Origin of the sequence: Corynebacterium sp. BD556 (assembly GCF_038452275.1) — a bacterium.
GTDB classification, from domain to species: domain Bacteria; phylum Actinomycetota; class Actinomycetes; order Mycobacteriales; family Mycobacteriaceae; genus Corynebacterium; species Corynebacterium mayonis.
Window position 1 is genome coordinate 499,818 of sequence record NZ_CP141643.1, and the last position, 23,499, is coordinate 523,316.

Consider the following 23,499-nt stretch of genomic DNA (forward strand, 5'->3'; position numbering starts at 1 on the left):
GAATCATCAACGCATCGCGTGTGCAAGATTGGTTGGGTGGAAGGCGCAGTTAAGCGTCGTCCCTGCGCGCGAGATATTTTGCGCCACCGAGAAAGAAGGAAGATGGAGATGAAGGCATTTCGCCCCGTCGCTGCGTTTGCGGCTGCAATTCTTGTCACCCTAGGGGCGGGAGGTCTCGCGCCGGTGCAAGTCCAGGCGCAGTCCGTCTCGGAAGCTCGCCAGGGTGGTGCCATCTATGTTGAAGGCACCGGTTTTTGCACGATCGGCTTCAACGAGGCTGGTAGGCAACGCAGCTTCACCGCCGCCCACTGCGGAGAAGAGGGGGCGCGTGTTCACCTGCTCGATTTAAACACGGGTACCCAGTCCGGGGCAGTGGGCACCTTCTTCCGCTCCAAGGTTTATGACGAACATCTGGGCAATGACTGGGCCGCCATCCAATGGGATAACGGTGTACGTATCGCCCCAAATTATTTCTCCGGCGACGCCTGGGTCAACCCAGGCAGCATTCGGCCCGGCGAGAGGGTTTGCTATTACGGGCAAATCACCAACCGCCGCACTAGCGAACCGACCTGTGGAACTTTTGAAGGTGCTGTGGGCAACACTTATTTCGTCGACGCGCGTTTGACTCAGCCGGGTGATTCTGGTGGGCCCATGTGGGTGCCCGGCCGCGGCTTCGTCGGCGTGGTTTCTAGCATGTGGACTGCAGCTCCCTTGCCTTTGATTGGCAAGCGTGACTTCATCATCGGTGTGCATCCGGTTGACGGCCCTGGCGTGTCAGAGACGAATCTTTTCGCCCTGTACGTGCAGAATCTGCTGCTTGTTGCCACTGGCTCATCTCGGGGCCCAGGAGCCGATCTGATTCGTGGGGCTTTCGCTCAGTTCATGAGCATCTTCAATAGCCTTGGGCTGCGTATCCCCGGCCTTATCAACTATTCCTAGGCGCAGGCTGGGCTGTGGGGCCTTTGCTTTCCTCGCGGCGCAAAGAAACCGCAGCCACGCTGCGTGCCCACGTCACTCTTGAACTCCACACAAAGAGGGTGTCACCGCGCAACCTGGTGCGTGCGGGTGACACCCTCTTTATGCGTGTGGGGGAGTGTTTACATTCCTGGGGCTGGCAGGAACATGAGAATGAGGGCCAAAAACCACATCAGGTTGAAGATGCCCGCGCCGGCGGCAGCCTTAGCCTTGGCGCCTTCGAAGTTGGATGTGCGGTCGGCGGGGTCTGCTTCGGCGGCGTCGAGTGCCCCGAGGTTGCCCATGATTTTGCGCTGCTGCGGGATGACCATGAAAAACAGGATGGCCCACGCAATCGCGGTCAGGATGATCGCGGTGTGCAGCAGGAAGTTGCTCTTGTAGTTTACCCAGCCGGAGATCAGCACAGCGGCGCCGAGTAGTGGCACCAGCAGGGACAAAACGCCGTAGCGGTTGGTAAGGCTGTGGAGGATGGAGGCGCGGCCGATGGCCTCCTCATTGCCTGTGGTGGCTTTGACGGCCACACCCGGGAACATGGAGGTCGCAACCATGACCGGGCCGAGCAGCAGGATTGCTGCTGCAACGTGGGCGAAGATAAGAATTTGAGTCATGAGCTCCACCTTACGGCACGCCGCTGAGTTTGCCAGTCTCCGGGACGCGCACAGGTGCAAGGTGTTCGCGGCCGAGGATTCCGGCGGTGCCGGCGCAGGCGCGTTTCGCGGCGCGGAGGTCGGGTTGAGGCAAAACAAGATCGTAGGCGTAGGCTACGGCGGTGAGCTGTCGGGCGTAGGCGCACCGTGCTCGCCAATTTGACGGCATCCATTCGCTAGGAAGTTGGTCCGATTTTTCCCGGTTTACGGCCGCCGCAACGACGATAAGGTTGCGTGGATCGTTGGCGAAGGCTTCGCGGCGTTTTCTCGGCCAAGCGTGCGCTCCCATATCCCACGCCGCCGAGAGCGGCACCAGGTGGTCGACCTCCACATCGGTCGGCGCGATTTGCTCGCCGGTGTAGGGATCCGAAATGGAATCCACTGGCCAGTCGGGGTAGGCGGTGGAACATTCGGTGGCTGCGAAGGCTTTAGCCATGACAAAAGTGCGGGTGGTGCAGCCTTCACTTAGGTGTGCCCAGCCTGGTCCGAAGGCCTCGCGGTCGTAGCCGGTGACGGTTACGCGCAGCGGCGGCGCGTGGTCGGCCGCCGGTATGGAGCGTGACAGCCCAGTGGGAAACGGGGAGAAAGCGATTGTCAGGACCGTCAAAAGGGCGAGGTAGTAGCGCACACCCTTGTTAGACGCCGGCGGGCCCTTTCCGGTTCCCCTTCGGTTTGCCGCTGGAATCGTAGCGCTGCGGTTGAGCGTGAAAAGCTGCAGCGGTGGCGGCGGTGGCTTTTTCCGGGGCGATTTTTTGTATCACCTCGTTGAAGGAGGTTTTCGGGTTGTCCATGGCGTATTCGTTGACAGCGATGGCGGTGTCGAAGTCCTTTTCCACCTCAGACGGGTTCGTGGTGAAAAGGGAGACGATGACCATGGCGGCGGTGGCGAAAATGACACCGGGGACGATCTCATAAATGATGCCGGACAGGGCGTCAACGGAGCCCCAGACGAACACGGTGACTGCGCCAACAACCATGCCTACCAATGCACCCGTGGAAGTCAGGCGACGCCAGTAAAGCGACGCGATAACGACGGGGCCGAAGGCCGCGCCGAAGCCTGCCCATGCGAAGCCAACGAGCCCGAGGATCGTGTCGGAGGGGTTGATGGCCATGAGCATGGACACAACCGCGACTAGGACGACCATGGCGCGCGACAGGAGGATTAAGGTTGCGTGCGTTGGTTTCTTCTTGGACACGATGCGGTAGAGGTCTTCAACTAAGGCGGTGGAGGCAATGAGAAGTTGTGAGGACATCGTGGACATGATCGCCGCGAGTACAGCCGTCAGGATGATGCCGGCTATCAGCGGGTGGAACATGATCCGGGTGAGGTCCAAAAATATCGTTTCGTAGTTCGTTTGGTCGGTCACGTTCGCCGATTTCTGCGCGAAGTAGACGGTGGAGACTAAGGCGGTGAGGATCGAGCCGAGGAAGCAGAAGAAGACCCAGATGGTGGCGGAGCGGCGGGCGGCTTTTGCTTGAGCTGGGGTGCGCAGCGCCATGAAGCGGGTCACGATGTGTGGCTGGCCGAAGTAGCCCAGGCCCCACGCCAAGTTGCCCACGATGGTGGCCATAGACACACCAGCGACCAAGTTGAAGTAGGTCGGGTTGCCGTCCGGGTGCGGGCCGTAGGCGTTGTTGGTGGGGAAGGAGAAGATGTCGCTGGGGTGAGAAAGGGTCACCATTGCTATTACCGGCACAGTCAGGAGGGCTAAAAACATCAAGGTGCCCTGCACCACGTCGGTGTAGGACACAGCAAGGAACCCGCCGATGAACACGTAAAGTACGGTCACCGCACCGATGATTAGCATGCCGGTGGTGTAGCTGCCGTCGAAGGTTGATTCGAAGTAGCGCCCGCCGGTAACCATGCCCGAGGAGACGTAGAAGGTAAAAAAGACGATGATGATCAAGGCGGCGACGATGCGCAGCAGGCGCGAGGTATCGTGGGTGCGGTTTTCAAAGAAGGACGGCAAAGTGATGGAGTTGTTGTCCACCTGGCTGAAGGAACGCAGCCGAGGCGCAATCCACTTCCAGTTCGCCCAGGTGCCGAGGAACAAGCCGATGACGATCCACACTTCGCTCATTCCGGCGAGGTAAATGGCACCTGGCAGGCCCATGAGCAACCAGCCGGACATGTCGGAGGCGCCGGCGGACAGCGCCGCGACGAAGGGGTGCAGACCGCGGTCACCCAAAACATAATCGTCGTATTTGCTGGTGTGGCGCCACGAATAGACCCCGATGGCGAGCATGACACCGAAGTACAAGACGATGGCTAGAATTAGCCAAGCACTTTCAGACATAAACTGGATGACTCCTTTTGAGAAAACTTGGAAACACGAAAAAGCGCCACGAGCCTAACGCGTTGCTTAGGTATTTACAGCTTGCGGCACGCGGCTTTGTTCATCGTATAAGGATGGTATAAGGGAAGTTATGCCTGAATTCCTCCTGCACGGCCTTTGGTTGCCGGATTCCGGGCTCAATTTGTGGGTTGAGCAGGTGGAAGGGCACAGGATCGTGGTGCCCTCGCAGGTGCCGGCGGGCACTTTTCCTCCGTCGGTGGAGGCCATGCTCAAAGATGTTGACTTTCGCCCACGTGCCCGGATCCGTTTGCAAACGCCACGTGGCCGCCATGTGGATCTCAACGTGCCCACTGCCGCTTTCGGCCCGGAGCAGGCTGTGGAGTGCCTGGCGGCGATGGCTTTTCTCGACGGTTCCTCCCCGGCCGTTTCGGCGCAGCACAAGGCATCGATCGCCCCGGATATGTATTGGCTTCTCCGCGCGTACAACGGAGTGACCCGGTTCATCCGGGCGGGACGGGTGAGTATTCATGTGCCGTACCGTGATGGACAGTGGTTCGCGGAGTGGCAGTTGGGCACTGGGGTCGATGAGCGGGGTTGGCTGGCGGAGATGGTTGCGGCAGCGCCTGGGGTGCTTAGCGTCAACAACCCGAATCTTAGTGAGAGCATTGCGCAGACTTTCGTACATTGGGTGTGCTCGGCACATTTGCGGGAGGTGCAGGAAAACGCCCGCCCGTATCCCTGGCATGACTTTGTCAATTCGCTTTTGCATTCGACGCCGCTGCGCCGTGGTGGTGCGCAGTTGTCACAGCGTATTAGCCAGTGGAATGGTTCGATTACGGCGGTCAATCTGCAGTTGGTGTTCATTGTGGAGCAGCCTCACGAGTTAGCCGGGGTTGGGGAGGGCAGTGAGGCGCAAGACGAGGATGCGGTGCAGTGGCCTGTGCGTGTGCAGGTGCGCTCCGGTACGGACGCGCCGCGGCCGATTTATCTCAATGATTATGATGCGCAGACGATCCAGACTTTGCGTCGTGAATTGTCGCGCGCCCAGGAAGTTACCGACCTGTTGGATCCTGGGGTGTACACGCGTCGGCCCTGGACGGATGTGAGCGGCACCGAGGGGGAGTGGGATGTGTATTTGTCCACTGATGAAATTGTCCGCTTCGTCACCGTTGATGCGCTTCGTTTGAGGGCCCGCCATTTCGCGGTCATGTTGCCGAAGGCTTGGTCGAACGCTGAGACTTCCGCGAGCATTAAGGTCTCAAGGCTTGATGATCCTTATGATTCTTCGACGGCGACCAATTTCAGCTTCGACACGTTGGTCAATTATGACTGGCGCATTTCTGTCGGCGGCCAGGAACTTACCGACGCAGAGATGAACGCCTTGGTCAATTCCAAGTCGGGCTTGGTAAAGCTGCGTGGGCAATGGGTGCTGGCGGATAATGCATCGTTGGCCAAGACCAAAAAGTACATGGCGCAGCTCACCGAGCGTGCCGAGGACTCGGCCAAAGACCTTTCTTCCGGCACTGTGACCGCCGCTGAGTTGCGGCGTTTGGCGGTGGAAGCCAGTGTGGATGAGCCGGTCGAGTTCACCGGATCGAAGTGGTTTACTGCGCTGGTCGGTGGTATGGATCGTCCCGCTCCCGAGCGTGTGGAGATCCCGGATGCGGTCGTGGCCGAGTTGCGCGAGTATCAGCGTCGTGGAGTGGACTGGCTGTATTACATGTCCCGCAATCAGTTGGGCGCGGTGCTTGCCGACGACATGGGGCTCGGCAAGACGCTCCAGTTGCTCACCTTGCTTGCGGTGGAGCACGCCGAGGGCCGCGTGACGGGTCCTACTCTTGTGGTGGCGCCGACATCGGTGGTGGGTAATTGGGCGCGGGAGGTGGCGCGTTTCGTGCCGGGGCTGAAGGCGGTGGTTCACCATGGTGCGCAGCGGCGCAAAGGTGAAGATTTAGAACAGTTGATCGCCGGGACGGATCTCGTCATCACCTCTTACGGGGTGGTGGCGCGCGATGCTCGCGAGTTGGGCGCAATCACGTGGGACCATGTCGTGCTGGATGAGGCGCAGGCGATTAAGAACACGGGCACGTTGGCGTCGAAAAGCGTGCGCACGATACCGGCACGCCACCGCATTGCGCTTACTGGCACGCCGATTGAAAATAAGCTCAGCGAGCTGCGCAGCATCCTCGACTTCGTCAACCCTGGCATGCTTGGCTCGCAGAGTTTCTTCCGCAACCATTTCGCGAAAGTCATCGAAACTCGTCGTGACACAGAACTTGCCGAAGTTATGGGCGAGCGCCTCCAACGCTTGACCGCTCCGTTTATTTTGCGGCGGCTCAAGACAGACCCGACGATCATTGATGATCTGCCGGAAAAACAGGAGACGGTGCGCATCGTTGAGATGACCGCGGAGCAGGCCGCGTTATACAAGGCGCTTGTCGACGACCTCACAGCCGAACTGGAAAGGCGCAAAGGCATTGCCCGGAAAGGCCTCGTGTTGGCGTCGATCACGCGCATCAAGCAGATTTGCAACCACCCGGCGCATTTCCTTGGTGATGGCTCCTCGGTGATGATCAACGGCAAACACCGCTCGGGCAAGGTCGCACTGCTCATGGAGCTTGTCGAGGAAGCCGTAGCTGCAGATAAACGCATGCTGATCTTCACCCAGTACAAGGCTTTTGGCGACATCTTGCAGCCCTTTTTAAGTCAGCGCCTCGGTGAGAAGGTGCCCTTCCTTCACGGCGGGGTAGGCAAATCAGCCCGCGATAGCATGGTGGAGCAATTCCAGGCCCCCGACGGGCCGCGCGCGATGATTCTTTCGCTCAAGGCGGGCGGCACGGGGCTGAACCTAACCGCGGCCTCTGTGGTTGTCCACATGGATCGCTGGTGGAACCCGGCAGTGGAAAACCAGGCGACGGATAGGGCGTTTCGCATCGGGCAACGCAAGGATGTCTCGGTGTACAAAATGGTGACCCGTGGCACCTTGGAAGAATCTATCCAGGATGTGCTTGAAGGCAAGATGCACTTGGCCGGTACGGTCGTCGGTGAGGGAGAAGGATGGATCACGGAGCTTGACGCTGATGATCTGGCGCAGCTTTTGAGCTACAAGGGGCAAGAGTAAATGAGTGGCACACAGCGCCCACGCAAAGACAACGTCATTTATGCGAACTTCGGGGCGCGGCGGCGTGAAGCCCCGCCGAAGGAACAGACGGGTTCACCTGTGGCGCGTTTTCCCACGGCGCGCGCTCGAGTGGAAACGCCGACCAGCCAGGGCCCTGCCGCGCGTCGCTTGTTGGCGGCCGCGTTGAACAACGCCGACGAAGGTCGGATCGCGCGTGGGAAGAAATACGCCGAACAGGGCCATGTTATTGAGCTTCTGGCGCGCCAGGCGGGTTTCGATGCGTTGGTGGCTGGCAGCCAAAACGACCCGTTTACTGTGGTAGTGCAGTTGCCCAGGCGCAGCGCGGGCGACATTCAGGAAATGCTGACGTTTTTGGCCAGCCAGGCGGGGGCGGTGGATAAAGCCAGGCGTGGAGAGCTCAGCCCCCGGGTGCTCTCTGCGCTCCTTGCGCCTGATTCAGACAGCATTCGCTTCTTCTGCGACTGCCCTGACGACGCGCGGGTGTGCAAACATGCCGTGGCGGTAGCGGTCAAGGCCGCCGAGCTTGTCGACGCCCACCCGGCCACCGTTTTCTCCCTGCGCTCCCTGACCCTCGACATGGTTGAAAAAGGGGTGCAGCGCCAGGCGAGCGAGGTGGCGAAGGAAAACGCCAAGGAAGGTTCTGACTTCTTCTGGGCGGGCCGGGAGTTGCCCAAGTTGCCGAAACCGAAGGTGGCCCCGATGATCGACGACTCCGATCTCGAGCTTTTGCACCGGGCGGTGGCGTCGGTGTCTTTCACAAACATTGACCAGATGCGGGCGGTGGCCGACGTCGAGGACCTTTACGACGAGTTGATTCGCGAGGACTAACCAAGGTGGCCAGGTCGGTGAGCTGGTCTTTTTCTGTGGGAGTAGTCGTGTCGCAGGAGCGTGCTAAACATTGTGTTCATGAGCGCCGTGACTTTTATCCACACCTCAGATTTGCAGTTGGGCATGACCCGGAAGTTCCTGTCGGCGGAAGCGCAGTCGCGCTTCGACGATGCCCGCCTGGCCGCCGTGGCTGCCCTGGGCCGTCTTGCGACATCGCGTGGCGCTGAGTTCATCGTCGTCGCGGGAGATGTCTTTGAGCATAACTCTTTGGAAAAACAAACCCGCGGGCGCGCATTGGAGGCGCTCAAGGCGCTGCCGGTGCCGGTCTATCTTTTGCCCGGCAACCATGATCCGCTTGTGGCGGATTCGATGTTTATGGACACCCAGGTTGTTGACTCCGTTCACGTGCTGGATAGTTTCGAGCCGGTCACAGTCCGCGAGGGAGTCGAGATCGTCGGCGCGCCGCTGACCGCGAAGTTCGCCTCGGAGGATCTGGTGGCCAAAGCGCTTCGCCCACTCGGGCCAACGGAGGCGGTGCGCATCGCAGTGGGCCACGGGCAGGTCGAAACCCGCATGGGAGAGCCCGCGGTTGACACCATCGACTTAACCAACGTGGAGGCCAAACTTGCCGACGCGACAATCGACTATCTAGCTTTGGGTGATACCCATTCCACCCGGCAGCTCGGCGCAAGCGGCAAGGTGTGGTTTTCCGGTTCCCCGGAAACTACCGATTTCCACGACCGGCGCCTCGGAGCGGCCGGCAATGAGACAGATTCTGGCAACGCGCTTGTGGTGACTCTGGACAAAGGTCAGGTCGAGGTGGAGAAGGTTCACGTGGGCACGTGGGTTTTCGACGCGTTGCACTGGGAGGTCACAGAGGATGCGGACGTGGATCGGATTCTTGAGCAGCTTCAGGCTTACCCCGACAAGGCGCGCACCGTGGTGAAGTATTCCATCGACGGAACCTTGGGTTTGGCAGCGACGCAACGCCTTGAACAGGGAATTGCCGATGTGGAACCGGTTTTTGCCGCCCTTTACGAGCGGGATCGTTTGATGAACTTACATCTGGAACCTAGCGAGGAGGAACTGGCTGATTTACCGCTTTCCGGCTTCGCCCGCGCCACCTTGGACGAGCTTTTATCCACCGCGGATTCCCAACCCTCCCGTGACGCCATTAACCTGCTGTTTCGCCTCTCTAAGGAGGACTAATCCAATGCAGATCCACGACCTGATCCTCGACAATGTGCGCGGCATTGAGCACCTTGAACTGCGCGATCTTCCCGCCACGGGAGTCATCATCATCGACGGCGACAACGAGACAGGAAAATCCACCATTTTGGACGCACTTGACGCGGTGCTGTACGAAAAATCAAGTTTTGGCAACGCCAAGGTGAAGTCACTGCAGCCCATCGGACGCGATGTGGGCCCCGCCATCACCCTGACGGCCTCGGTGGGGCCCTACCGTTTCACCATCTTCAAAAAGTTCCTGCGCTCTAAGCGCAGTGAGTTAAATATCACCGCCCCCGAGGCGCAGCAGCTTTCTGGCCGCGAGGCAGACGACAAACTGTTGGCGATTGTAGGGGAGCACTTGGAGCAGGAACTGGCCCAAACCCTGTTCTTGCGTCAGGGTGCGATCGATCCTGGCATTGCCGCGGTGGGAATCCCCTCGATTACCCGCGCGCTTGATTCCAGCAGCGGCGAGGCCGAGGCGGGGTTGGAGGACACGGAGTTGACCACGCGCGTTGCCAAAGAGTACCACCGCTACTTCGACGCCAACGGCAAGGAAAAAATCACCCTGAAAAGGCTCCGCGACCAGGTAGACAAGCTGGCGCAGGTGGAAAAGGACAAACGCGCCGAAGTGGCGGAGCTTGCCGCGGCGGTGGAGGAAGTCCACCGCAGAAGCGCCGAGATCGCCGGCATTGACAAGGAGCTACCCGCAGCACGCGATGAGCTTGCGCAAAAAGAAGCGGAGGCCGCCGCGGCGTTGGCTGTGCGCGCCGAGGCGGCTGCTGCCCTGGAGCAGGTGCAGCGCGCCGAGGTTGATGTGAACCGGGCGAGAGAAGATGTGGCGGCACGCGACGAACAGGAACACCGCCTTTCCCATCTGCGTGAGGACGCTGCGGCACTGGCGGAAAAGATTGCGGCTGCGCGCCTGAAAGCCACTGAGGAGGCCGAAGCCGTGGATGATCTTGTTGCGGCTCGTGATGATGCGCGGCGAGTTTTCGACTCCGCACGCAAGGCCGCTGCCGCAGCGCGCGCCGGACGAGAGGTCGCTTTGGCTGCCCAGCGATTCCGGGAGTTGACACAGCAGCTAGCCAGGATCGACACGGCGGAAGCCGCGCTGTCCGCGCTGCTGCGGGACACACCCGCGCGCCCCGTTACCCCCGAGGACGTGCGCCGGGTGGAAAACGCAGCCAACCAGGTCGCGCTTTACCGGAAGTTGGCGGAGGCCACAGCCGCCAAATTGGATGTCACCCCCGGTGAGGACACCTCGATCACCATCGACGGTGTCCGCCGCGACCTCACCGCCGGAACAACCACACCGCTGACGCTTCGTGAGGGCACCGAGATCACCTTAGAAGGCATCACTGCTGTCTACCGCGCGGGCGGGGCTGATTCTTGCACCGAGGAAGATTTGCTCGCCGCTGAGCAGGAGTTAAACAAGGTCCTGGAGGAAACCGGTTGCGCCAATGTGGACGAGGCGCGCGCGACGCGCGATAACCACGCCAGGCACACCGCCGAAGTTGCCGCAGCGCGCGCCAAGTTGGACGAGCTGACCGAGGGACACGATGTCCACGCGCTGCGTGCCGAGCACGACCTGCTGGCCAAAGATGAAACTCTTGCTGCAGCAGGCGAACTCGACGCCGCCGAAGCAGCGGTGGAGGAGGCAGAAAACGCACGTGAAGAAGCCGAGGCGAAGCAGGCCCAAGCTGAAGCGGCACTCAAGCCGTGGGAGGAGAGGAAAGCCGCGACAGCCCTGGTGCGCTTGGAGACAGAAAAAGAGCTTAAGGACGCGGAGATTGACCATTCCGCGGCAGTGTTGGCAGCGGCGGGAGAAAAAGCCACCAGTGAGCAACTGCGCACAAACCTTATGAAGGCTGAGGTTGACCAGCGGGAAGCAAAGAAAGTTTCCGTTGAGCTGGAGGACAAGCTAGCGCAGGCAAACCCGGAGCTTGCCGAGGAACTTTTGCGCGGCGCGGAAACTAGGCTGACGAGCCTGAAACAGCGCCGCGAAGCCGCCGAGCGCCGCATCCTGGAGCTAGGCAGCTACATTAACGTCGCTACTGGCGTGGCTGAGCAAGCTGACCGCGCCGAAGCTGAATTGGACACCGCTCGTGCGCGGCTGCAGCGCACCCTGCGTCGCGCCGACGCGGCCCGCCTTTTGTGGGACACCATGCGCCGCCACCGCGACGAAGCCAGGGCCCGCTACGCCCAACCTTTTGCCAAGGCGCTCGCCGGACACGCCTCCGTAGTCTTTGGCCACGGGGTGGAGTTCAACCTGGATGAGGAATTGCGGGTCACCGGGCGCACCATCAACGGCACCACGGTCCCTCTTGAGGAACTTTCGGGCGGCGCGAAGGAACAAATGGCCATCTTAACTAGGTTCGCCATCGCGGAATTAGCTGGGCAGACGCAAAAAGGACACACTCCTGCGCCGGTGGTCGTCGACGATGCACTAGGCGCCACCGACCCGCGGCGGATAGCCTTGATGAACTCCCTGTTCACCCGGGCAGGCAAGACAGCGCAGGTTTTCGTGTTCACCTGTGACCCGCAGCGTTTCGACCGGGTGGACGCGGTGCGCAGGGCGTCGATAAGCGAGCTGAAAAGCGAAGTTATTTAGGTATCGCTTAACAACGTAGTAACGTGCGTTTTATGAGCACTGGACCACGCTGGCTTAACGACGAAGAACAAGCGCTGTGGCGGGCGCTGCTGGCCGCATCCCGTAAAGTCAACCGTGTGGTCGACGAGACCCTGCAAAGAGGATGCGCCCTGTCGGCTTCTGAGTTCTCCGTGCTCGTCGCCCTGAGCGAAGCGCAAGACCACCAACTGCGCCTGCGCGATCTGTGTGCGAACCTCGATTGGGACCGCTCCCGCACCTCGCACCAAGTTACTCGCATGCAGCGCCGAGGCCTGGTCAGCAAATGCAAAAGCCCAGGTGATGCCCGCGGCGTGCTCGTGATCCTCACAGACGAAGGTCAAGCGCGTCTGCGCCAGGCTGCCCCCGACCACGTCGAAAGCGTACGGCGCGTCATCTTTGACCACCTCAGCATGGAAGACGCCGAGGCGCTCAAGCGCTTCGCCCAGGGCATCGCGGAAGTCGACAACGTGCCAGGGGTTCCGGGGTTCAACAGCACGCTCACGGCGGAGCCACCCGAACACTAGGACCCTTGCTGGCACTGCGGCGTCAGGGTTATATCAGGGTAGAAATCAGGGTTGTCCCCGTTGCCACACAACCACTCTGGCGGGTTGGATTGAACTAGTCGGAAAAAACGAGGAAAGGACCCCGAAATGACCTATCAACCCAATCCCCACAAGCGCCTGACGCGGTCGTTGACGCAGCGGTGGATCGCAGGTGTGTGCGGCGGCATCGCCGAGCGTTTCAACTTAGATCCCACGATCGTGCGCCTCGGCTTTGTCGCTTTGTCGCTGACCGGGTTTTTCCCCGGCATCATCGCCTACATCATTGCGTGGGTAATTATGCCCGAGGGCCTTTAGCCCACTTGCCGCCTGCAGCTTGGACGCCGAGACCGAAGCGAAGCGCCCCCACCGCCTGCCACATCGCCTCATTGGCTTCTTGCCAAACGTAAAAGGCGTTGACAAACGGGTGTACCAACCCTTGGTGTACCACCAAGGTGGTGTGGGTGCCGGCTGCAGAGAGAGCTTCGGCGTAGGCAATGCCTTCGTCGCGGAGCGGATCGAAACCCGCCACCGCAATGTATGCTGGCGCAACCTTGGCGAGTAGTTCCCGCGGGGCGAAAAGGGGAGAGACGCGCCATTCGCGCCTGTTTCGCTCAGTGCCGAGGTAATGGTCGTAGTACCAGTCGAGTTGCTTCCGGGTCAAATAGTGCCCGCTAGCGAATTCGCGGTGAGAGGCCGTAGATATCTCCGCAAGGTTTGTCGCCGGGACGAACAACATCTGCATCGCCGGTTGGGTTTCGTTGCGAGCAGCCCGCTCGAGGCAGGCAACGGCCGACAAGGTGGCCCCGGCGGAATCGCCAGCAACCGCTACGCGATGCTTGTCGACGCCCCCAACCCCGCCGCCCAGCACCTCGTCGACAACCGCACCCACCGCGTTGTGGGCGTGGGGGAACGGGTATTCGGGCGCGAGCGGGTAATCCACCTGGATGACTTGCACCTGCGCGCCCCGGCACAAAAAGCGGGCAGTGTTGTCGTGGGTGTCAGGTGAGCCGGTCACCCACCCACCGCCGTGCATGTAGAGCACCGTGGGAAGATCCTGTGCGCGATCGGTATATCCGGCGGGGCGGTAGAAACGCACCGGTATGTCCGCGATCGTGTCCTCCCACACCGCACCGACGTCGATTCTGGGGCCCGCGCCCATGCGGGCGTCGGCTTCGATGATCTCGCGGGCCCTGACGGGGGATAACCCGGCGAAATCCTCGCTGAGTAAGTTGACGGCGACTTCGGAGACGCGCACATCCGCCGCCAAGGTCCACCCATCGGCGCAACGGGTAGTGCCGAATAACGCCAGGACCTTGTTTGGGGTGGCCTTGAGCGCGGCCGCCGCCGCGGAGGTAAGGGCTTCATGCAGGTTCATGGAGCAATCGTAGGGTGTTCACGTGCCGCGGTGTGCGGGAATTTAGAAAGAAATGTGCGGTGCCACATGTTGAGCGCAAGCGACGGTGGTGCGGGAAGTTCATGGGCTGGCTGTAACGCGCGAGACGAAAAAGCAGTCGGCCTCAACGCGCTGTGTCTTGCGTTTTGATCCAGGGCAGGCAATCGCGCCGCTAAAGGGGGCCGAGTTGTCAACAAGAACCCTAGTTTTCCCGCAGCTTATCGATGTTGAATCGGTATGGCGGGTGAAAGCACAAAACCGGCGCCTGAAGAAAACCCGAAGCGCCGGTTTGTCCATCATGTCGCGACTGATGGCACATGGTGTCCCCGACAGGATTCGAACCTGCGACCTTCGGTACCGGAAACCGATGCTCTAATCCACTGAGCTACGGAGACAATCTGTTGCCCTAGTTGCAGGGCAACGAGTAATAACCCTAGCACCCCTTGCGAGCGTGGCGAAAAAGCCTGATTGTGCGCTTAGTAGCTGAGTGCTTCGAAGTAGCCGGGGGCGTGTGCGGAGGTGACCTTTCCGGTGCGCAGGTAGTCAACGACCATGCGGTCAACGACCTTGTTGCCCAGCGCGACATGACCGTGTCCTGGGCCGTGGACGGTGACGAGCTGGGAGTTCATGGCGTTGGCGATGGTGCCGTGTCCGGCGTAGATGGTCTGTGGGTCGTTGATGGCGTTGATTTGCATCGGGCGGGTTTTCAACCCCGCTGCGCTCAGGGCCACCTTGCCGGTGACGGGAGCGGCACCATTGCAGTACGCGCCCGAGCCGATCATCGCGTTGGGTGCGGTGAAGATGTCGCCGGTGACGAAGTTCGACCACACATAGGCGGGGATGAGAAGGGGGTTGGCGGGGGAGACGTTCTCGTTGCACAGTTGCGCGCCTTGGAGTTGCACGAGAGCGATCTGCTGTGCCTGAAACTCCTCAAGAACCTCCTTCGAGGGGTCCGGAATCGGCTCGCCGGCGAGCGGGGTTTGAAGGGTTCCGTTGGTCAACCGCGCCAGGGTGTCCCAATTCATTGCTTGGGGCAGCATGAAACGAGTGGCTGAGAGAAGCTTCGAGTTGACTTGGTTAGCGCCGGGGTTGAGCAGGCGGGAGACGATACCTTCGCTTTCGACACGTGCTTTGCCGGTGGCGGTCATCGCGTCAGCTCCGGCTTGGCCGACGAAGGCCAGTCCCGGCGGCAGGTCGCCGACTCGGGCAGGCGGCGGGGTCACAGTCGGGTTGGTGCCGGTTTCCGCGACGATTTTGTTTGACCAGTACTGGTATGCCTTCAGTGGGGTGTTACCCATCTGGTAGCGCTCGTCATTGCGTGCCACGTAGTCGAAGTATTCGTTGAGGACCCGTTCGTATCCTGCTTGCTGGTCGGACATGAGCTTTTGCCACTGGGCGTTGGGGTCCATGGCGGAGTCAAGAACGACTTTGTCCGTCGTGTTGGGGAACAAGGTGGCGTAAGCGGAGCCGAGGTAGGTGCCGTAGGACAACCCCATGATGGAGATGGTGTCGTAGCCCAAAGCTTTGCGTGCGGCTTCCCAATCTCGCGCGTTGTTTTCGGTGGTTAGGGTTTGTGCGTAGCCGGGGATGGGGCCTTGGCATAGCTGGCGGGTGGCCGCGCCGGTGTTCAGCAACATGTCTGCCTGCAATTTGGCCGCGGAGGACAGGTCGCCGGATTCCGGGAAGGAACATTCAAGTGGTGTGGAGTGCAGCAGGCCCCGCGGTTGGACGGCGATGAGGTCCCATTCGTCGCGGATTTCCTGCGGCCATTGAAAACCGGCTTGTGATGTGCCGAAGTAGGTGTAGGCGTCGCCGCCAGGGCCACCAGGGTTGCCGTAGAGGGCGCCGCGGCGTGCCGCGGGGTTGGCAGCCGGAATCTTCATTACGCCGATGGATATCTTCGCGCCTGCTGGATTGGAGTAATCCATCGGGGTGGCGAAACGTCCGCACTGCGCGGTCGGGGCGTCGACGTGTACCGGGCACGGTTCCCACTGGATTTCAGGGGTAGCTTGCGCGTTTGCCGTCGGCATCATGGCGAGGACACCACCGAGCGTCATCGCGGCAGCGCCAACAAGTGAAGCAAAGCGGTTTTTCGGGGACTTCCGTGCCAAAATATCGGTCCTTTCCAGGATTGATTCATGGATTTTTATAGTGTTTGCCTCATACTATGTCATGCGCGCGATGGAAAGCGTTGCACGGGAAACAATGACAGCAATTTGGCCGGTCGCTCCAATGGTCTAGGGGCGACCGGCCAAATTGCGTGCTGAAGTGCAGCTATGGTTGTGGGTCCGCTGAACTGACAAGGAACACGATGAGGTCGCGCGGGCCGTGGACGCCCTCGACGCGCACCAGTTCGATGTCGGAGGTGGCGGACGGCCCCGAGATCATGGTGGCGGGTGTGTCGGGGTTGAGCCGGGCGATCATCTCGGGCACCCCGTAGACGACGGTTTTATCACGCACGATCACGACGTGGCGATCAGGCACCAGGCTGAGGGCCCGCCGCCCGCACTGCGGCCCAGATTCGAGGGTGATGGTGCCGGTCAGTGCGCAGGTGACGTGCGAGTCGGTGACAACTGCGTCGACCTCCCCGAGCATGCGGGGATCGTCAGAAGTATTGTCGGGGCGCGCGTTGCCAGTGAAGTCAGCAAACAAGGATGTGGGCAGCCCCGGGGCATACACCACGTGGGAACAATCGCGTTCGTGCAGCACCGCCGCAATTCTGGCTGACAGTTCGTCCTCGGTGGTTTCGACGACCGTTGCCTTGTAATCCTCCAGCCTGTCGACGAGCAACGCCCGCAGCTCGGCGGAACCACGCTCGACGGTGCTGCGGCGGGCCTGCGCGTGCTCGACGCTGGCGGGAGCACCTGACAGCGTCAAGGCGTTGTGTACCCGTTGGAGGATTTCCTTTTTTGCTGCTTCGTTTCGGGTCGTGGACATGTCAGTTGTCCTCACTGTTTTTGTTCTGGGCGTTGCTATAGGCCTCGGCAAGCAAGCTTTGTGCTTCCTCAGATTCCCACCACTGCCGAAAAGACTTCTTCGGCGGGATGGCAACGTCGCGGTAGTTCGTCCACGTCGACATGGGTGCGGGAAGTGTTGTGATCTGTTTGTTGACGCCGCCAAAAAGGCGCCCCAACGCTAGCGTGCGCACTACCTTGTCCCACAGGCCAGGTTTGCCCCACAGCAGACTGATCGCGCCGAAGGCAAAAGATTCCAAGCGGGCAGTGTGGTCTTCTACCTTGCGGTGGCGCAACTCAAGGAGGATGTCCGTGATGGGGATTTTAACCGGGCATACCTCGTCGCAGCGCCCGCACAGGGAAGAAGCGTAAGGCAAAGAGGAGTTCGGGTCATCAGCCGAGTCCATGCCGGTCAATTGCGGGGTGAGGATCGCGCCGATGGGGCCGGGATAGGTCGAGCCGTAGGAGTGCCCGCCGGCACGCTCGTAGACTGGGCAGACGTTCAAGCAGGCGGAGCAACGGATACATTTGAGGGCTTCGCGCCCAATTTCGTCTGCGAGCGCGGCGGTGCGGCCGTTGTCTAACAACACGATGTGAAAGTTTTGCGGGCCGTCGCCTTCGGTCACGCCCGACCACAAGGAAGTATAAGGGTTCATCCGCTCACCGGTAGATGAGCGCGGCAGAAGCTGCAGGAACACGCCGAGGTCGTCGAAAGAGGGAAGGAGCTTTTCCACCCCCATCACGCTGATGAGAGTTTCCGGAAGTGTCAGACACATCCGGCCATTGCCCTCAGATTCGACGATGGAGACAGTACCTGTTTCTGCAATGCCGAAATTCGCGCCCGAGATGGCCACCTTCGCCTTCATAAACTGCTCGCGCAGGTGTGCGCGGGCCGCTTCCGCCAAGTCCGCCGGTTCGGCGGACAAAGAAGCATCCACGTTTGGCATGGTGCGGGTGAAAATATCGCGGATCTCCGCGCGGTTGCGGTGGATGGCCGGCACCAAGATATGCGAGGGGAAGTCCTCCCCAAGCTGGACTATCAGCTCCGCCAGGTCGGTTTCCTGCGCGTGGATACCTGCCTTTTCAAGCTCCTCGTTGAGGGCGATTTCCTGGGTGGCCATGGATTTGATCTTGACTACCTCTGTCTCTCCGGTGGCCTGGATCAAATCGCGGATAATGTCGTTGGCCTCGCGGGAATCGCGCGCCCAATGGACATGCCCGCCGCGGGCGGTAACGGCGGCCTCGAACTGCTCGAGCAGTTCCGGCAGGCGCGCCAGCACATCGCGTTTAATGGTCGAGCCAGCTTCGCGCAGCGCCTCCCAGTCGTCGAGTTCATCAACGACGCCCTGGCGCTTGGTGCGGATGGTGGTGGTTGCGTAGTGCAGGTTGCGGCGCTTTGTGGCGTCGTCAAGCTCGATGTGCGCACGTTTTTGAAACTTCACGTCACCGCGCAGGTGGCTGGGGCCGTGCGCGTGAGGGGGCATGGGGGGTGTGCCGAGGGAAACCTTCACAGCATTGACTCCTTCGAGTAAGCGGCCGATCTCGGCGTCCACGGGTGTTCCTTGGTGGAAGCGAGGATCTCGGCGATGTGCAAGGCGCGGATGCCCAGGTGCTGGCGGCTTAAGGCCCCCGCAATGTTCATCAAACATGAGGAGTCACCAGCGGTGACGTACTCGGCCTGGGTGTCTTTGATGTGGCGGGTTTTGTCCGCGACCATCGCGGCGGAGACTTCGCTCATCTTTACAGCGAAGGTGCCTCCGAATCCGCAACACTCCTCCTTGTTGGGCAGATCGACTAAGTCCAGGCCCTCGACATTGCGCAACAAGTCGTAGGGTCGCTCGCCCACCCCCAGCACCCGCTTCGAGTGGCAAGACTCGTGGTAGGTCACCCGGTGCGGGAAAAACGCCCCGAGGTTGTGAGTGCCTGCCACGTCGGTGATGAACTCAGTGAGCTCATAGGTTTTTGCAGCGGTGTGTCGCGCTTCTTGGGCCAGCGAGGCTGAGCCGTAGCGCTCGGCGAGGGTGGCGTGCTGGTGGCGCACGGCTCCGGCGCAGGAGCCGGAGGGGGCGACCACGTAGTCGATGGAAGGATCGGAAAAGGCCTCGACATAGCTTTCAATGATCGGCACCGCCTGACGCTGGTAGCCGGTGTTGACGTGCATTTGCCCGCAGCACGTCTGCCCTTGCGGGAACACAACCTCGTAACCGAGGCGCGAGAGCACCAGGGCTGAGGCCTTGTGGGCGTCTGGGAAAAGTGCGTCGCCGATACAGGTGGAAAACAAAGCGACCCGCATACTTGTTTACGTCTCCTTCGCGCAGTGGAGGGGTAGTGTCGACTCCGATGCTACGCCTGGAGCTCACCTGAAACTTATGGATGTCCGGGTACTGAATTAGACTTGGGCCCCATGACTCCAGCAGACCTTGCCGCCGCGATCCAGGCGGCCACCCGCGCTGTACTTTCTGCCCACGAGCTGGACGCATCCGTCGTCCCGGACACCGTCACCGTGGAACGACCCCGCAACCCCGAGCACGGCGACTACGCCACCAACATTGCTCTCCAGGTGGCCAAGAAAGCGGGCACCAACCCGCGTGAGCTCGCCGGTTGGCTGGTCGAGGCCCTGGCAGACAACGGCGCCTTCGCCAGCGCTGAGGTGGCCGGCCCGGGCTTTATTAACCTGCGCCTGGCCGCCGATGCTCAGGGCAAGATCGTCACCGACATCCTCGCCGCGGCTGACACCTACGGCGGGTCGAATATCTATGCTGGCCAGAAAATCAACTTGGAGTTCGTCTCCGCGAACCCGACCGGCCCCGTCCACCTGGGCGGCACACGCTGGGCGGCGGTGGGCGACTCGCTTGGCCGTGTCTTGGAGGCGGTGGGCGCGGAAGTAACCCGTGAATACTATTTCAACGACCACGGCGGGCAAATCGACAGGTTCGCGCGCTCCCTGGTGGCAGCGGCCAAGGGAGAGCCGGCCCCGGAGGACGGCTATGGTGGCGCCTATATCTCCGAGATCGCTGAAAAGGTCGTAGTCATACGCCCGGACGCTCTCGACGGCACCGACGCTGAGGTGCAGGAGAATTTTCGCGCCGCAGGTGTGGAGATGATGTTCGCTCACATCAAGGACTCCCTGGAGCAGTTCGGTGTGAACTTCGATGTGTTCTTCCACGAAAACTCTCTGTTTGAATCCGGTGCGGTGGACCAAGCTATCGCCACCTTGAAAGACAACGGCAATCTGTACGAGCAGGACGGCGCGTGGTGGTTGCGTTCGAGCGACTTCGGCGATGACAAAGACCGCGTTGTGATCAAATCCGACGGCAACGCCGCCTACATCGCCGGCGACATCGCCTATGTGGCCGACAAATTCAGCCGCGGACACACACTTGCCATCTACATGCTGGGGGCCGACCACCACGGCTATATTGCACGCTTGCGTGCCGCCGCGGCCGCACTGGGGTACAACCCGGAGGCGGTGGAGGTGCTCATCGGGCAAATGGTTAACCTGGTGCGCGAAGGCACACCGGTGAAGATGTCGAAGCGGGCCGGCACCATCATCACCCTCGACGACCTGGTTGAGGCGATCGGCGTCGATGGGGCGCGCTACGCGCTGGTGCGCTCGTCGGTGGACCAAAGCCTCGATATCGACCTGGATCTGTGGACAAAAGCATCTTCCGATAATCCTGTCTACTACGTGCAGTATGGGCACGCGCGGCTGTGCTCCATCGCGCGACGGGCCGATGAGGCGGCAGTGGCCATCGGAGATCCGGACGTTTCCTTGCTCGTGCACGACAAGGAGGGTGATTTGATCCGCACCCTTGGCGAGTTTCCAGCCGTGGTCACAGCCGCCGCCGAGCTGCGCGAGCCGCACCGCATCGCCCGCTACGCCGAGGAACTGGCCAGCTCTTTCCACAAGTTCTACGACTCGTGCCAGATCCTGCCGAAGGCGGGGGAGGACCCGGCTGCGATCCACTCCGCGCGTCTTGCTCTCGCTATGGCGACCCGCCAGGTGCTGTCTAACGCCCTCAACCTGGTGGGCGTGAGCGCGCCGGAGAGGATGTAAGTCCTGTGAGCCCGGCCCAGCATTATTCGGAGCACTTCAACGACCTGCCGGGGCATGTGTGGCCGCGCGGCGCCGCCCGACAAGACGACGGCGTGGTCACCATCGCTGGGGTGCCCTTGCCAGAAATTGTCGAGGAATACGACACGCCCGTCATGGTGGTGGACGAGGACGATTTCCGTTCCCGCTGCCGCGATATGGCGCGCGCCTTTGAGGGGGCGGAAAACGTCCACTACGCCTCGAAGGCTTTTTTGACCCGGCGCATCGCGCGCTGGGTGGATGAGGAGGGCCTCGCCCTTGACGTTGCCAGTGAAAACGAGCTGCGTATCGCGCTGGCCGCGGGTTTTCCGGCGGAGCGAATTACCGTCCACGGCAACAACAAGTCTGTTTCTTTTCTGCGTTTGTGTGTTGAGTCGCAGGTGGGCCACGTGGTCATCGACTCCCACCAGGAACTCGCCTCGCTTAACGCGGTGGCAGGTGAGCTAGGGGCAATCCAGGACGTTTTCGTGCGCGTCAAGCCCGGCGTGGATGCGCACACCCACGAGTTCGTCGCCACCAGCCACGAAGACCAAAAGTTTGGGCTTTCGCTTGCCTCGGGGTCTGCTTTCGCCGCGGCTGTGGACGCGATCGAAGCGGCACACCTGAGGCTGACGGGCCTGCATTGCCACGTCGGATCGCAGGTTTTCGACGCGGAAGGCTTCAAGTTGGCTGCCGAGCGTGTTCTCCAGCTCTACCGCCAGATCCACGAGGAGCGTTCAGTGGCGTTGGACTACCTTGATTTAGGCGGCGGCTATGGCATCGCCTACCTGCCGCAGGAAGAACCCCTCGATGTCACTGCGGTGGCGCAGGATTTGTTGCGTGCGGTTCGGCAGGTCGCTGCGGAGGTGGGGATCGCCGCGCCGACGGTGGTGGTGGAGCCGGGCCGGGCGATTGCTGGTCCTTCGACGGTGACTGTCTACACTGCGGGCACTATCAAAGACGTCCACACCTCCTACACGCACACTCGACGCTACATCGCCGTCGACGGCGGCATGAGCGATAACATTCGCCCTGCCCTCTACCAGTCGGAGTACGACGCGCGTGTGGTTAACCGTTTCGTTGAGGGCAAGGAAATCGACACTCGGCTGGTGGGCTCGCACTGCGAGTCCGGCGACATTTTGATCCAGGATGCGGTGTGGCCAGAGGGAATCGAAAGCGGCGACCTTATAGCGCTGGCGGCCACGGGCGCCTACTGCTACTCCATGGCGTCGAATTACAACGCTTTCGCCCGTCCTGCTGTGGTGTCTGTCCGTGCGGGCCGCACCACTTTGATGATCCGCCGCGAAACGCTCGAGGACCTGCTTGCACGGGAGGTTTGAGCCATTGGTTAAGGTCGAACTAAACTTCCGGCTAATTTAGACTAATCGGTACACTCGCCCCAGAAAGTAACACCCAAGACAGGAGCTTTCGAGCACTATGACGGCAGCACATGTGGAAAATCGCAACGGTAACTTCCCTGGTAAAGGAATCGGCGAGGCGGTCGGTGTGGCCATTTTGGGCAAAGGCACCGTTGGCTCCGAAGTGCTGCGCTTAATCGGTGAATTTAGCGACAACCTCGAGCACCGCATCGGCGGACGCATCGAAGTCCGTGGCGTGGCGGTCAGCGATGTGACCAAGCATGCCGGCGCGCCAGGTCTGGAAGGCATCGAGCTTACCGACGACGCCCGCTCGCTCATTTCCCGCGACGATATTGACATTGTTGTCGAGCTTATCGGCGGTATCGATTACCCGCGCGAGCTGGTTCTGCAGGCGTTGAAGAACGGCAAATCAGTCGTCACCGCCAACAAAGCTCTTGTGGCGGCGCACGCCGACGAGCTGTCCACGGCGGCTAATGAGGCCGGGGTGGACTTGTATTATGAGGCGGCCGTGGCCGCAGCCATCCCCGTCGTGGGCATGTTGCGCCGCTCCTTGGCCGGTGACCAGGTGCAGCGCATCTCCGGCATCGTCAACGGCACTACTAACTTCATCCTCGACGCCATGACCACCACCGGCATGGGCTACGACGAGGCTTTGGCCGAGGCGACTCGTTTAGGCTACGCCGAGGCGGATCCGACGGCTGATGTCGAGGGCCACGACGCTGCTTCCAAGGCCGCGATTCTTGCTTCCATGGGTTTTCACACCCGCGTGAACTTCGCGGACGTCTACTGCGAGGGCATCACCAAGATCACCGCGGACGATATCAACGCGGCCACGGAATCCGGCCACACGATCAAATTGCTTGCCATCTGCGAAAGGCTTGTCGACGCCGCCGGCAACACCACGGGCGTCAACGCGCGTGTCCACCCGACTTTGGTGCCGAATGAGCACCCGTTGGCCAGCGTGGACAAGTCCTACAACGCGATCTTTGTGGAGGCCGAGGCCGCCGGGCGTCTCATGTTCTACGGCAACGGTGCTGGTGGTGCCCCCACTGCCTCCGCGGTACTGGGGGACTTAGTCGGTGCTGCGCGCAACAAGGTCCACGGCGGTCGCGCCCCAGCCGACAACCCTTATGCCGACTACCCAGTGGTGGACTTCGGTGAGGTCACCAGCCGCTACCACATCAATATGACGGTCAATGATCGCGTTGGGGTGCTCTCTGACTTGGCGCGTACCTTTGCGGAGGCAGGGGTGTCCCTGTCCGCGGTGCGCCAGGAGGAATCCGGTAAAGAGGCCCACCTAATTGTGGTGACCCACTCGGCGAGTGAGAAGAACCTGCGCGGCATCGTCGACAAGCTCAGCGAGCACGAGGACGTGCGCGCGGTCAACTCCGTCATCCGCCTCGACGCGTAA

The 23,499-nt window shown here is 61.1% G+C and carries 18 protein-coding genes and 1 tRNA gene; 10 read left to right on the forward strand and 9 right to left on the reverse strand.

The window, feature by feature from the left end; genetic code table 11:
- Window positions 1–108 precede the first annotated feature (108 nt).
- Entirely contained in the window at window positions 109–939 is an 831-nt protein-coding gene (locus VLL26_RS02380) for a trypsin-like serine protease (RefSeq protein WP_342319530.1), read from the forward strand.
- Window positions 940–1,097: 158 nt separating this feature from the next.
- Here VLL26_RS02380 and VLL26_RS02385 read toward each other — a convergent pair whose 3' ends face one another.
- The 3 genes from VLL26_RS02385 to putP are packed head-to-tail and all read right to left on the reverse strand — an operon-like array spanning window position 1,098 to window position 3,919.
- Window positions 1,098–1,583 carry a DUF2269 domain-containing protein gene (locus tag VLL26_RS02385; protein WP_342319531.1) on the reverse strand — a complete coding sequence of 162 codons (486 nt, stop codon included), beginning with the start codon at window positions 1,581–1,583 and terminating at the stop codon, window positions 1,098–1,100.
- Window positions 1,584–1,593: 10 nt separating this feature from the next.
- Entirely contained in the window at window positions 1,594–2,250 is a 657-nt protein-coding gene (locus VLL26_RS02390; protein WP_342319532.1) for a GmrSD restriction endonuclease domain-containing protein, read from the reverse strand.
- A 7-nt stretch (window positions 2,251–2,257) separates the two neighbouring features.
- Entirely contained in the window at window positions 2,258–3,919 is a 1,662-nt protein-coding gene (putP, locus tag VLL26_RS02395) for a sodium/proline symporter PutP (RefSeq protein ID WP_342319533.1), read from the reverse strand.
- 130 nt (window positions 3,920–4,049) lie between these two features.
- Between putP and VLL26_RS02400 the strand changes: the two genes are divergently transcribed.
- From VLL26_RS02400 to VLL26_RS02425, 6 genes are all read left to right on the forward strand, one after another.
- Window positions 4,050–7,040, forward strand: a complete 2,991-nt coding sequence (locus VLL26_RS02400) for a DEAD/DEAH box helicase (protein WP_342319534.1) — start codon at window positions 4,050–4,052, stop codon at window positions 7,038–7,040.
- Complete coding sequence (locus VLL26_RS02405) at window positions 7,041–7,889, forward strand: hypothetical protein (RefSeq protein WP_342319535.1); 849 nt, start codon at window positions 7,041–7,043, stop codon at window positions 7,887–7,889. It begins immediately after the preceding gene.
- Between the two features lie 78 nt (window positions 7,890–7,967).
- Entirely contained in the window at window positions 7,968–9,098 is a 1,131-nt protein-coding gene (locus VLL26_RS02410) for a metallophosphoesterase family protein (protein ID WP_342319536.1), read from the forward strand.
- A gap of 4 nt (window positions 9,099–9,102) precedes the next feature.
- Window positions 9,103–11,730, forward strand: coding sequence for an AAA family ATPase (locus VLL26_RS02415; protein ID WP_342319537.1), 2,628 nt, complete (start codon window positions 9,103–9,105; stop codon window positions 11,728–11,730).
- A 32-nt stretch (window positions 11,731–11,762) separates the two neighbouring features.
- Window positions 11,763–12,272 (forward strand): MarR family winged helix-turn-helix transcriptional regulator, encoded by a 510-nt coding sequence (locus VLL26_RS02420; RefSeq protein ID WP_342319538.1) that lies wholly within the window; start codon window positions 11,763–11,765, stop codon window positions 12,270–12,272.
- A 126-nt stretch (window positions 12,273–12,398) separates the two neighbouring features.
- The gene (locus tag VLL26_RS02425; RefSeq protein ID WP_342319539.1) at window positions 12,399–12,605 is read left to right on the forward strand and encodes a PspC domain-containing protein; all 207 of its coding nucleotides are present in this window, start codon (window positions 12,399–12,401) and stop codon (window positions 12,603–12,605) included.
- Here the strand turns inward: VLL26_RS02425 and VLL26_RS02430 are convergent.
- The 6 genes from VLL26_RS02430 to VLL26_RS02455 all read right to left on the reverse strand — a co-directional run bounded on the left by VLL26_RS02430 (window position 12,586) and on the right by VLL26_RS02455 (window position 18,930).
- Window positions 12,586–13,665 carry an alpha/beta hydrolase gene (locus VLL26_RS02430; protein ID WP_342319540.1) on the reverse strand — a complete coding sequence of 360 codons (1,080 nt, stop codon included), beginning with the start codon at window positions 13,663–13,665 and terminating at the stop codon, window positions 12,586–12,588. The two genes, VLL26_RS02425 and VLL26_RS02430, sit on opposite strands and share 20 nt — an antisense overlap.
- A gap of 336 nt (window positions 13,666–14,001) precedes the next feature.
- A tRNA-Arg gene (locus VLL26_RS02435) sits at window positions 14,002–14,078 on the reverse strand.
- An 81-nt stretch (window positions 14,079–14,159) separates the two neighbouring features.
- Window positions 14,160–15,794 (reverse strand): alpha/beta fold hydrolase, encoded by a 1,635-nt coding sequence (locus VLL26_RS02440; protein ID WP_342319541.1) that lies wholly within the window; start codon window positions 15,792–15,794, stop codon window positions 14,160–14,162.
- A gap of 163 nt (window positions 15,795–15,957) precedes the next feature.
- The gene (locus VLL26_RS02445) at window positions 15,958–16,620 is read right to left on the reverse strand and encodes a LutC/YkgG family protein (protein WP_342319542.1); all 663 of its coding nucleotides are present in this window, start codon (window positions 16,618–16,620) and stop codon (window positions 15,958–15,960) included.
- Between the two features lies 1 nt (window position 16,621).
- Complete coding sequence (locus tag VLL26_RS02450) at window positions 16,622–18,148, reverse strand: LutB/LldF family L-lactate oxidation iron-sulfur protein (RefSeq protein WP_342320127.1); 1,527 nt, start codon at window positions 18,146–18,148, stop codon at window positions 16,622–16,624.
- Complete coding sequence (locus tag VLL26_RS02455) at window positions 18,145–18,930, reverse strand: (Fe-S)-binding protein (protein ID WP_342319543.1); 786 nt, start codon at window positions 18,928–18,930, stop codon at window positions 18,145–18,147. Before VLL26_RS02455 ends, VLL26_RS02450 begins: the two co-directional genes overlap by 4 nt.
- A gap of 111 nt (window positions 18,931–19,041) precedes the next feature.
- On the opposite strand from VLL26_RS02455, the gene argS reads away from it, so the two are divergent.
- The 3 genes from argS to VLL26_RS02470 all read left to right on the forward strand — a co-directional run bounded on the left by argS (window position 19,042) and on the right by VLL26_RS02470 (window position 23,499).
- Window positions 19,042–20,694: an arginine--tRNA ligase gene (argS, locus tag VLL26_RS02460; protein ID WP_342319544.1), complete on the forward strand. Its 1,653-nt coding sequence runs from the start codon at window positions 19,042–19,044 to the stop codon at window positions 20,692–20,694.
- Between the two features lie 5 nt (window positions 20,695–20,699).
- Entirely contained in the window at window positions 20,700–22,049 is a 1,350-nt protein-coding gene (gene lysA, locus VLL26_RS02465) for a diaminopimelate decarboxylase (RefSeq protein ID WP_342319545.1), read from the forward strand.
- A gap of 97 nt (window positions 22,050–22,146) precedes the next feature.
- Entirely contained in the window at window positions 22,147–23,499 is a 1,353-nt protein-coding gene (locus tag VLL26_RS02470; RefSeq protein WP_342319546.1) for a homoserine dehydrogenase, read from the forward strand.

Coding starts and splice junctions, on each gene's coding strand:
- VLL26_RS02380 (WP_342319530.1), top strand. CDS start 109: ATGAAGGCATTTCGCCCCGTCGCTGCGTTTGCGGCTGCAATTCTTGTC.
- VLL26_RS02385 (WP_342319531.1), bottom strand. CDS start 1,583: ATGACTCAAATTCTTATCTTCGCCCACGTTGCAGCAGCAATCCTGCTG.
- putP (WP_342319533.1), bottom strand. CDS start 3,919: ATGTCTGAAAGTGCTTGGCTAATTCTAGCCATCGTCTTGTACTTCGGT.
- VLL26_RS02400 (WP_342319534.1), top strand. CDS start 4,050: ATGCCTGAATTCCTCCTGCACGGCCTTTGGTTGCCGGATTCCGGGCTC.
- VLL26_RS02405 (WP_342319535.1), top strand. CDS start 7,041: ATGAGTGGCACACAGCGCCCACGCAAAGACAACGTCATTTATGCGAAC.
- VLL26_RS02410 (WP_342319536.1), top strand. CDS start 7,968: ATGAGCGCCGTGACTTTTATCCACACCTCAGATTTGCAGTTGGGCATG.
- VLL26_RS02415 (WP_342319537.1), top strand. CDS start 9,103: ATGCAGATCCACGACCTGATCCTCGACAATGTGCGCGGCATTGAGCAC.
- VLL26_RS02420 (WP_342319538.1), top strand. CDS start 11,763: ATGAGCACTGGACCACGCTGGCTTAACGACGAAGAACAAGCGCTGTGG.
- VLL26_RS02425 (WP_342319539.1), top strand. CDS start 12,399: ATGACCTATCAACCCAATCCCCACAAGCGCCTGACGCGGTCGTTGACG.
- VLL26_RS02430 (WP_342319540.1), bottom strand. CDS start 13,665: ATGAACCTGCATGAAGCCCTTACCTCCGCGGCGGCGGCCGCGCTCAAG.
- VLL26_RS02445 (WP_342319542.1), bottom strand. CDS start 16,620: ATGTCCACGACCCGAAACGAAGCAGCAAAAAAGGAAATCCTCCAACGG.
- VLL26_RS02455 (WP_342319543.1), bottom strand. CDS start 18,930: ATGCGGGTCGCTTTGTTTTCCACCTGTATCGGCGACGCACTTTTCCCA.
- argS (WP_342319544.1), top strand. CDS start 19,042: ATGACTCCAGCAGACCTTGCCGCCGCGATCCAGGCGGCCACCCGCGCT.
- VLL26_RS02470 (WP_342319546.1), top strand. CDS start 22,147: ATGACGGCAGCACATGTGGAAAATCGCAACGGTAACTTCCCTGGTAAA.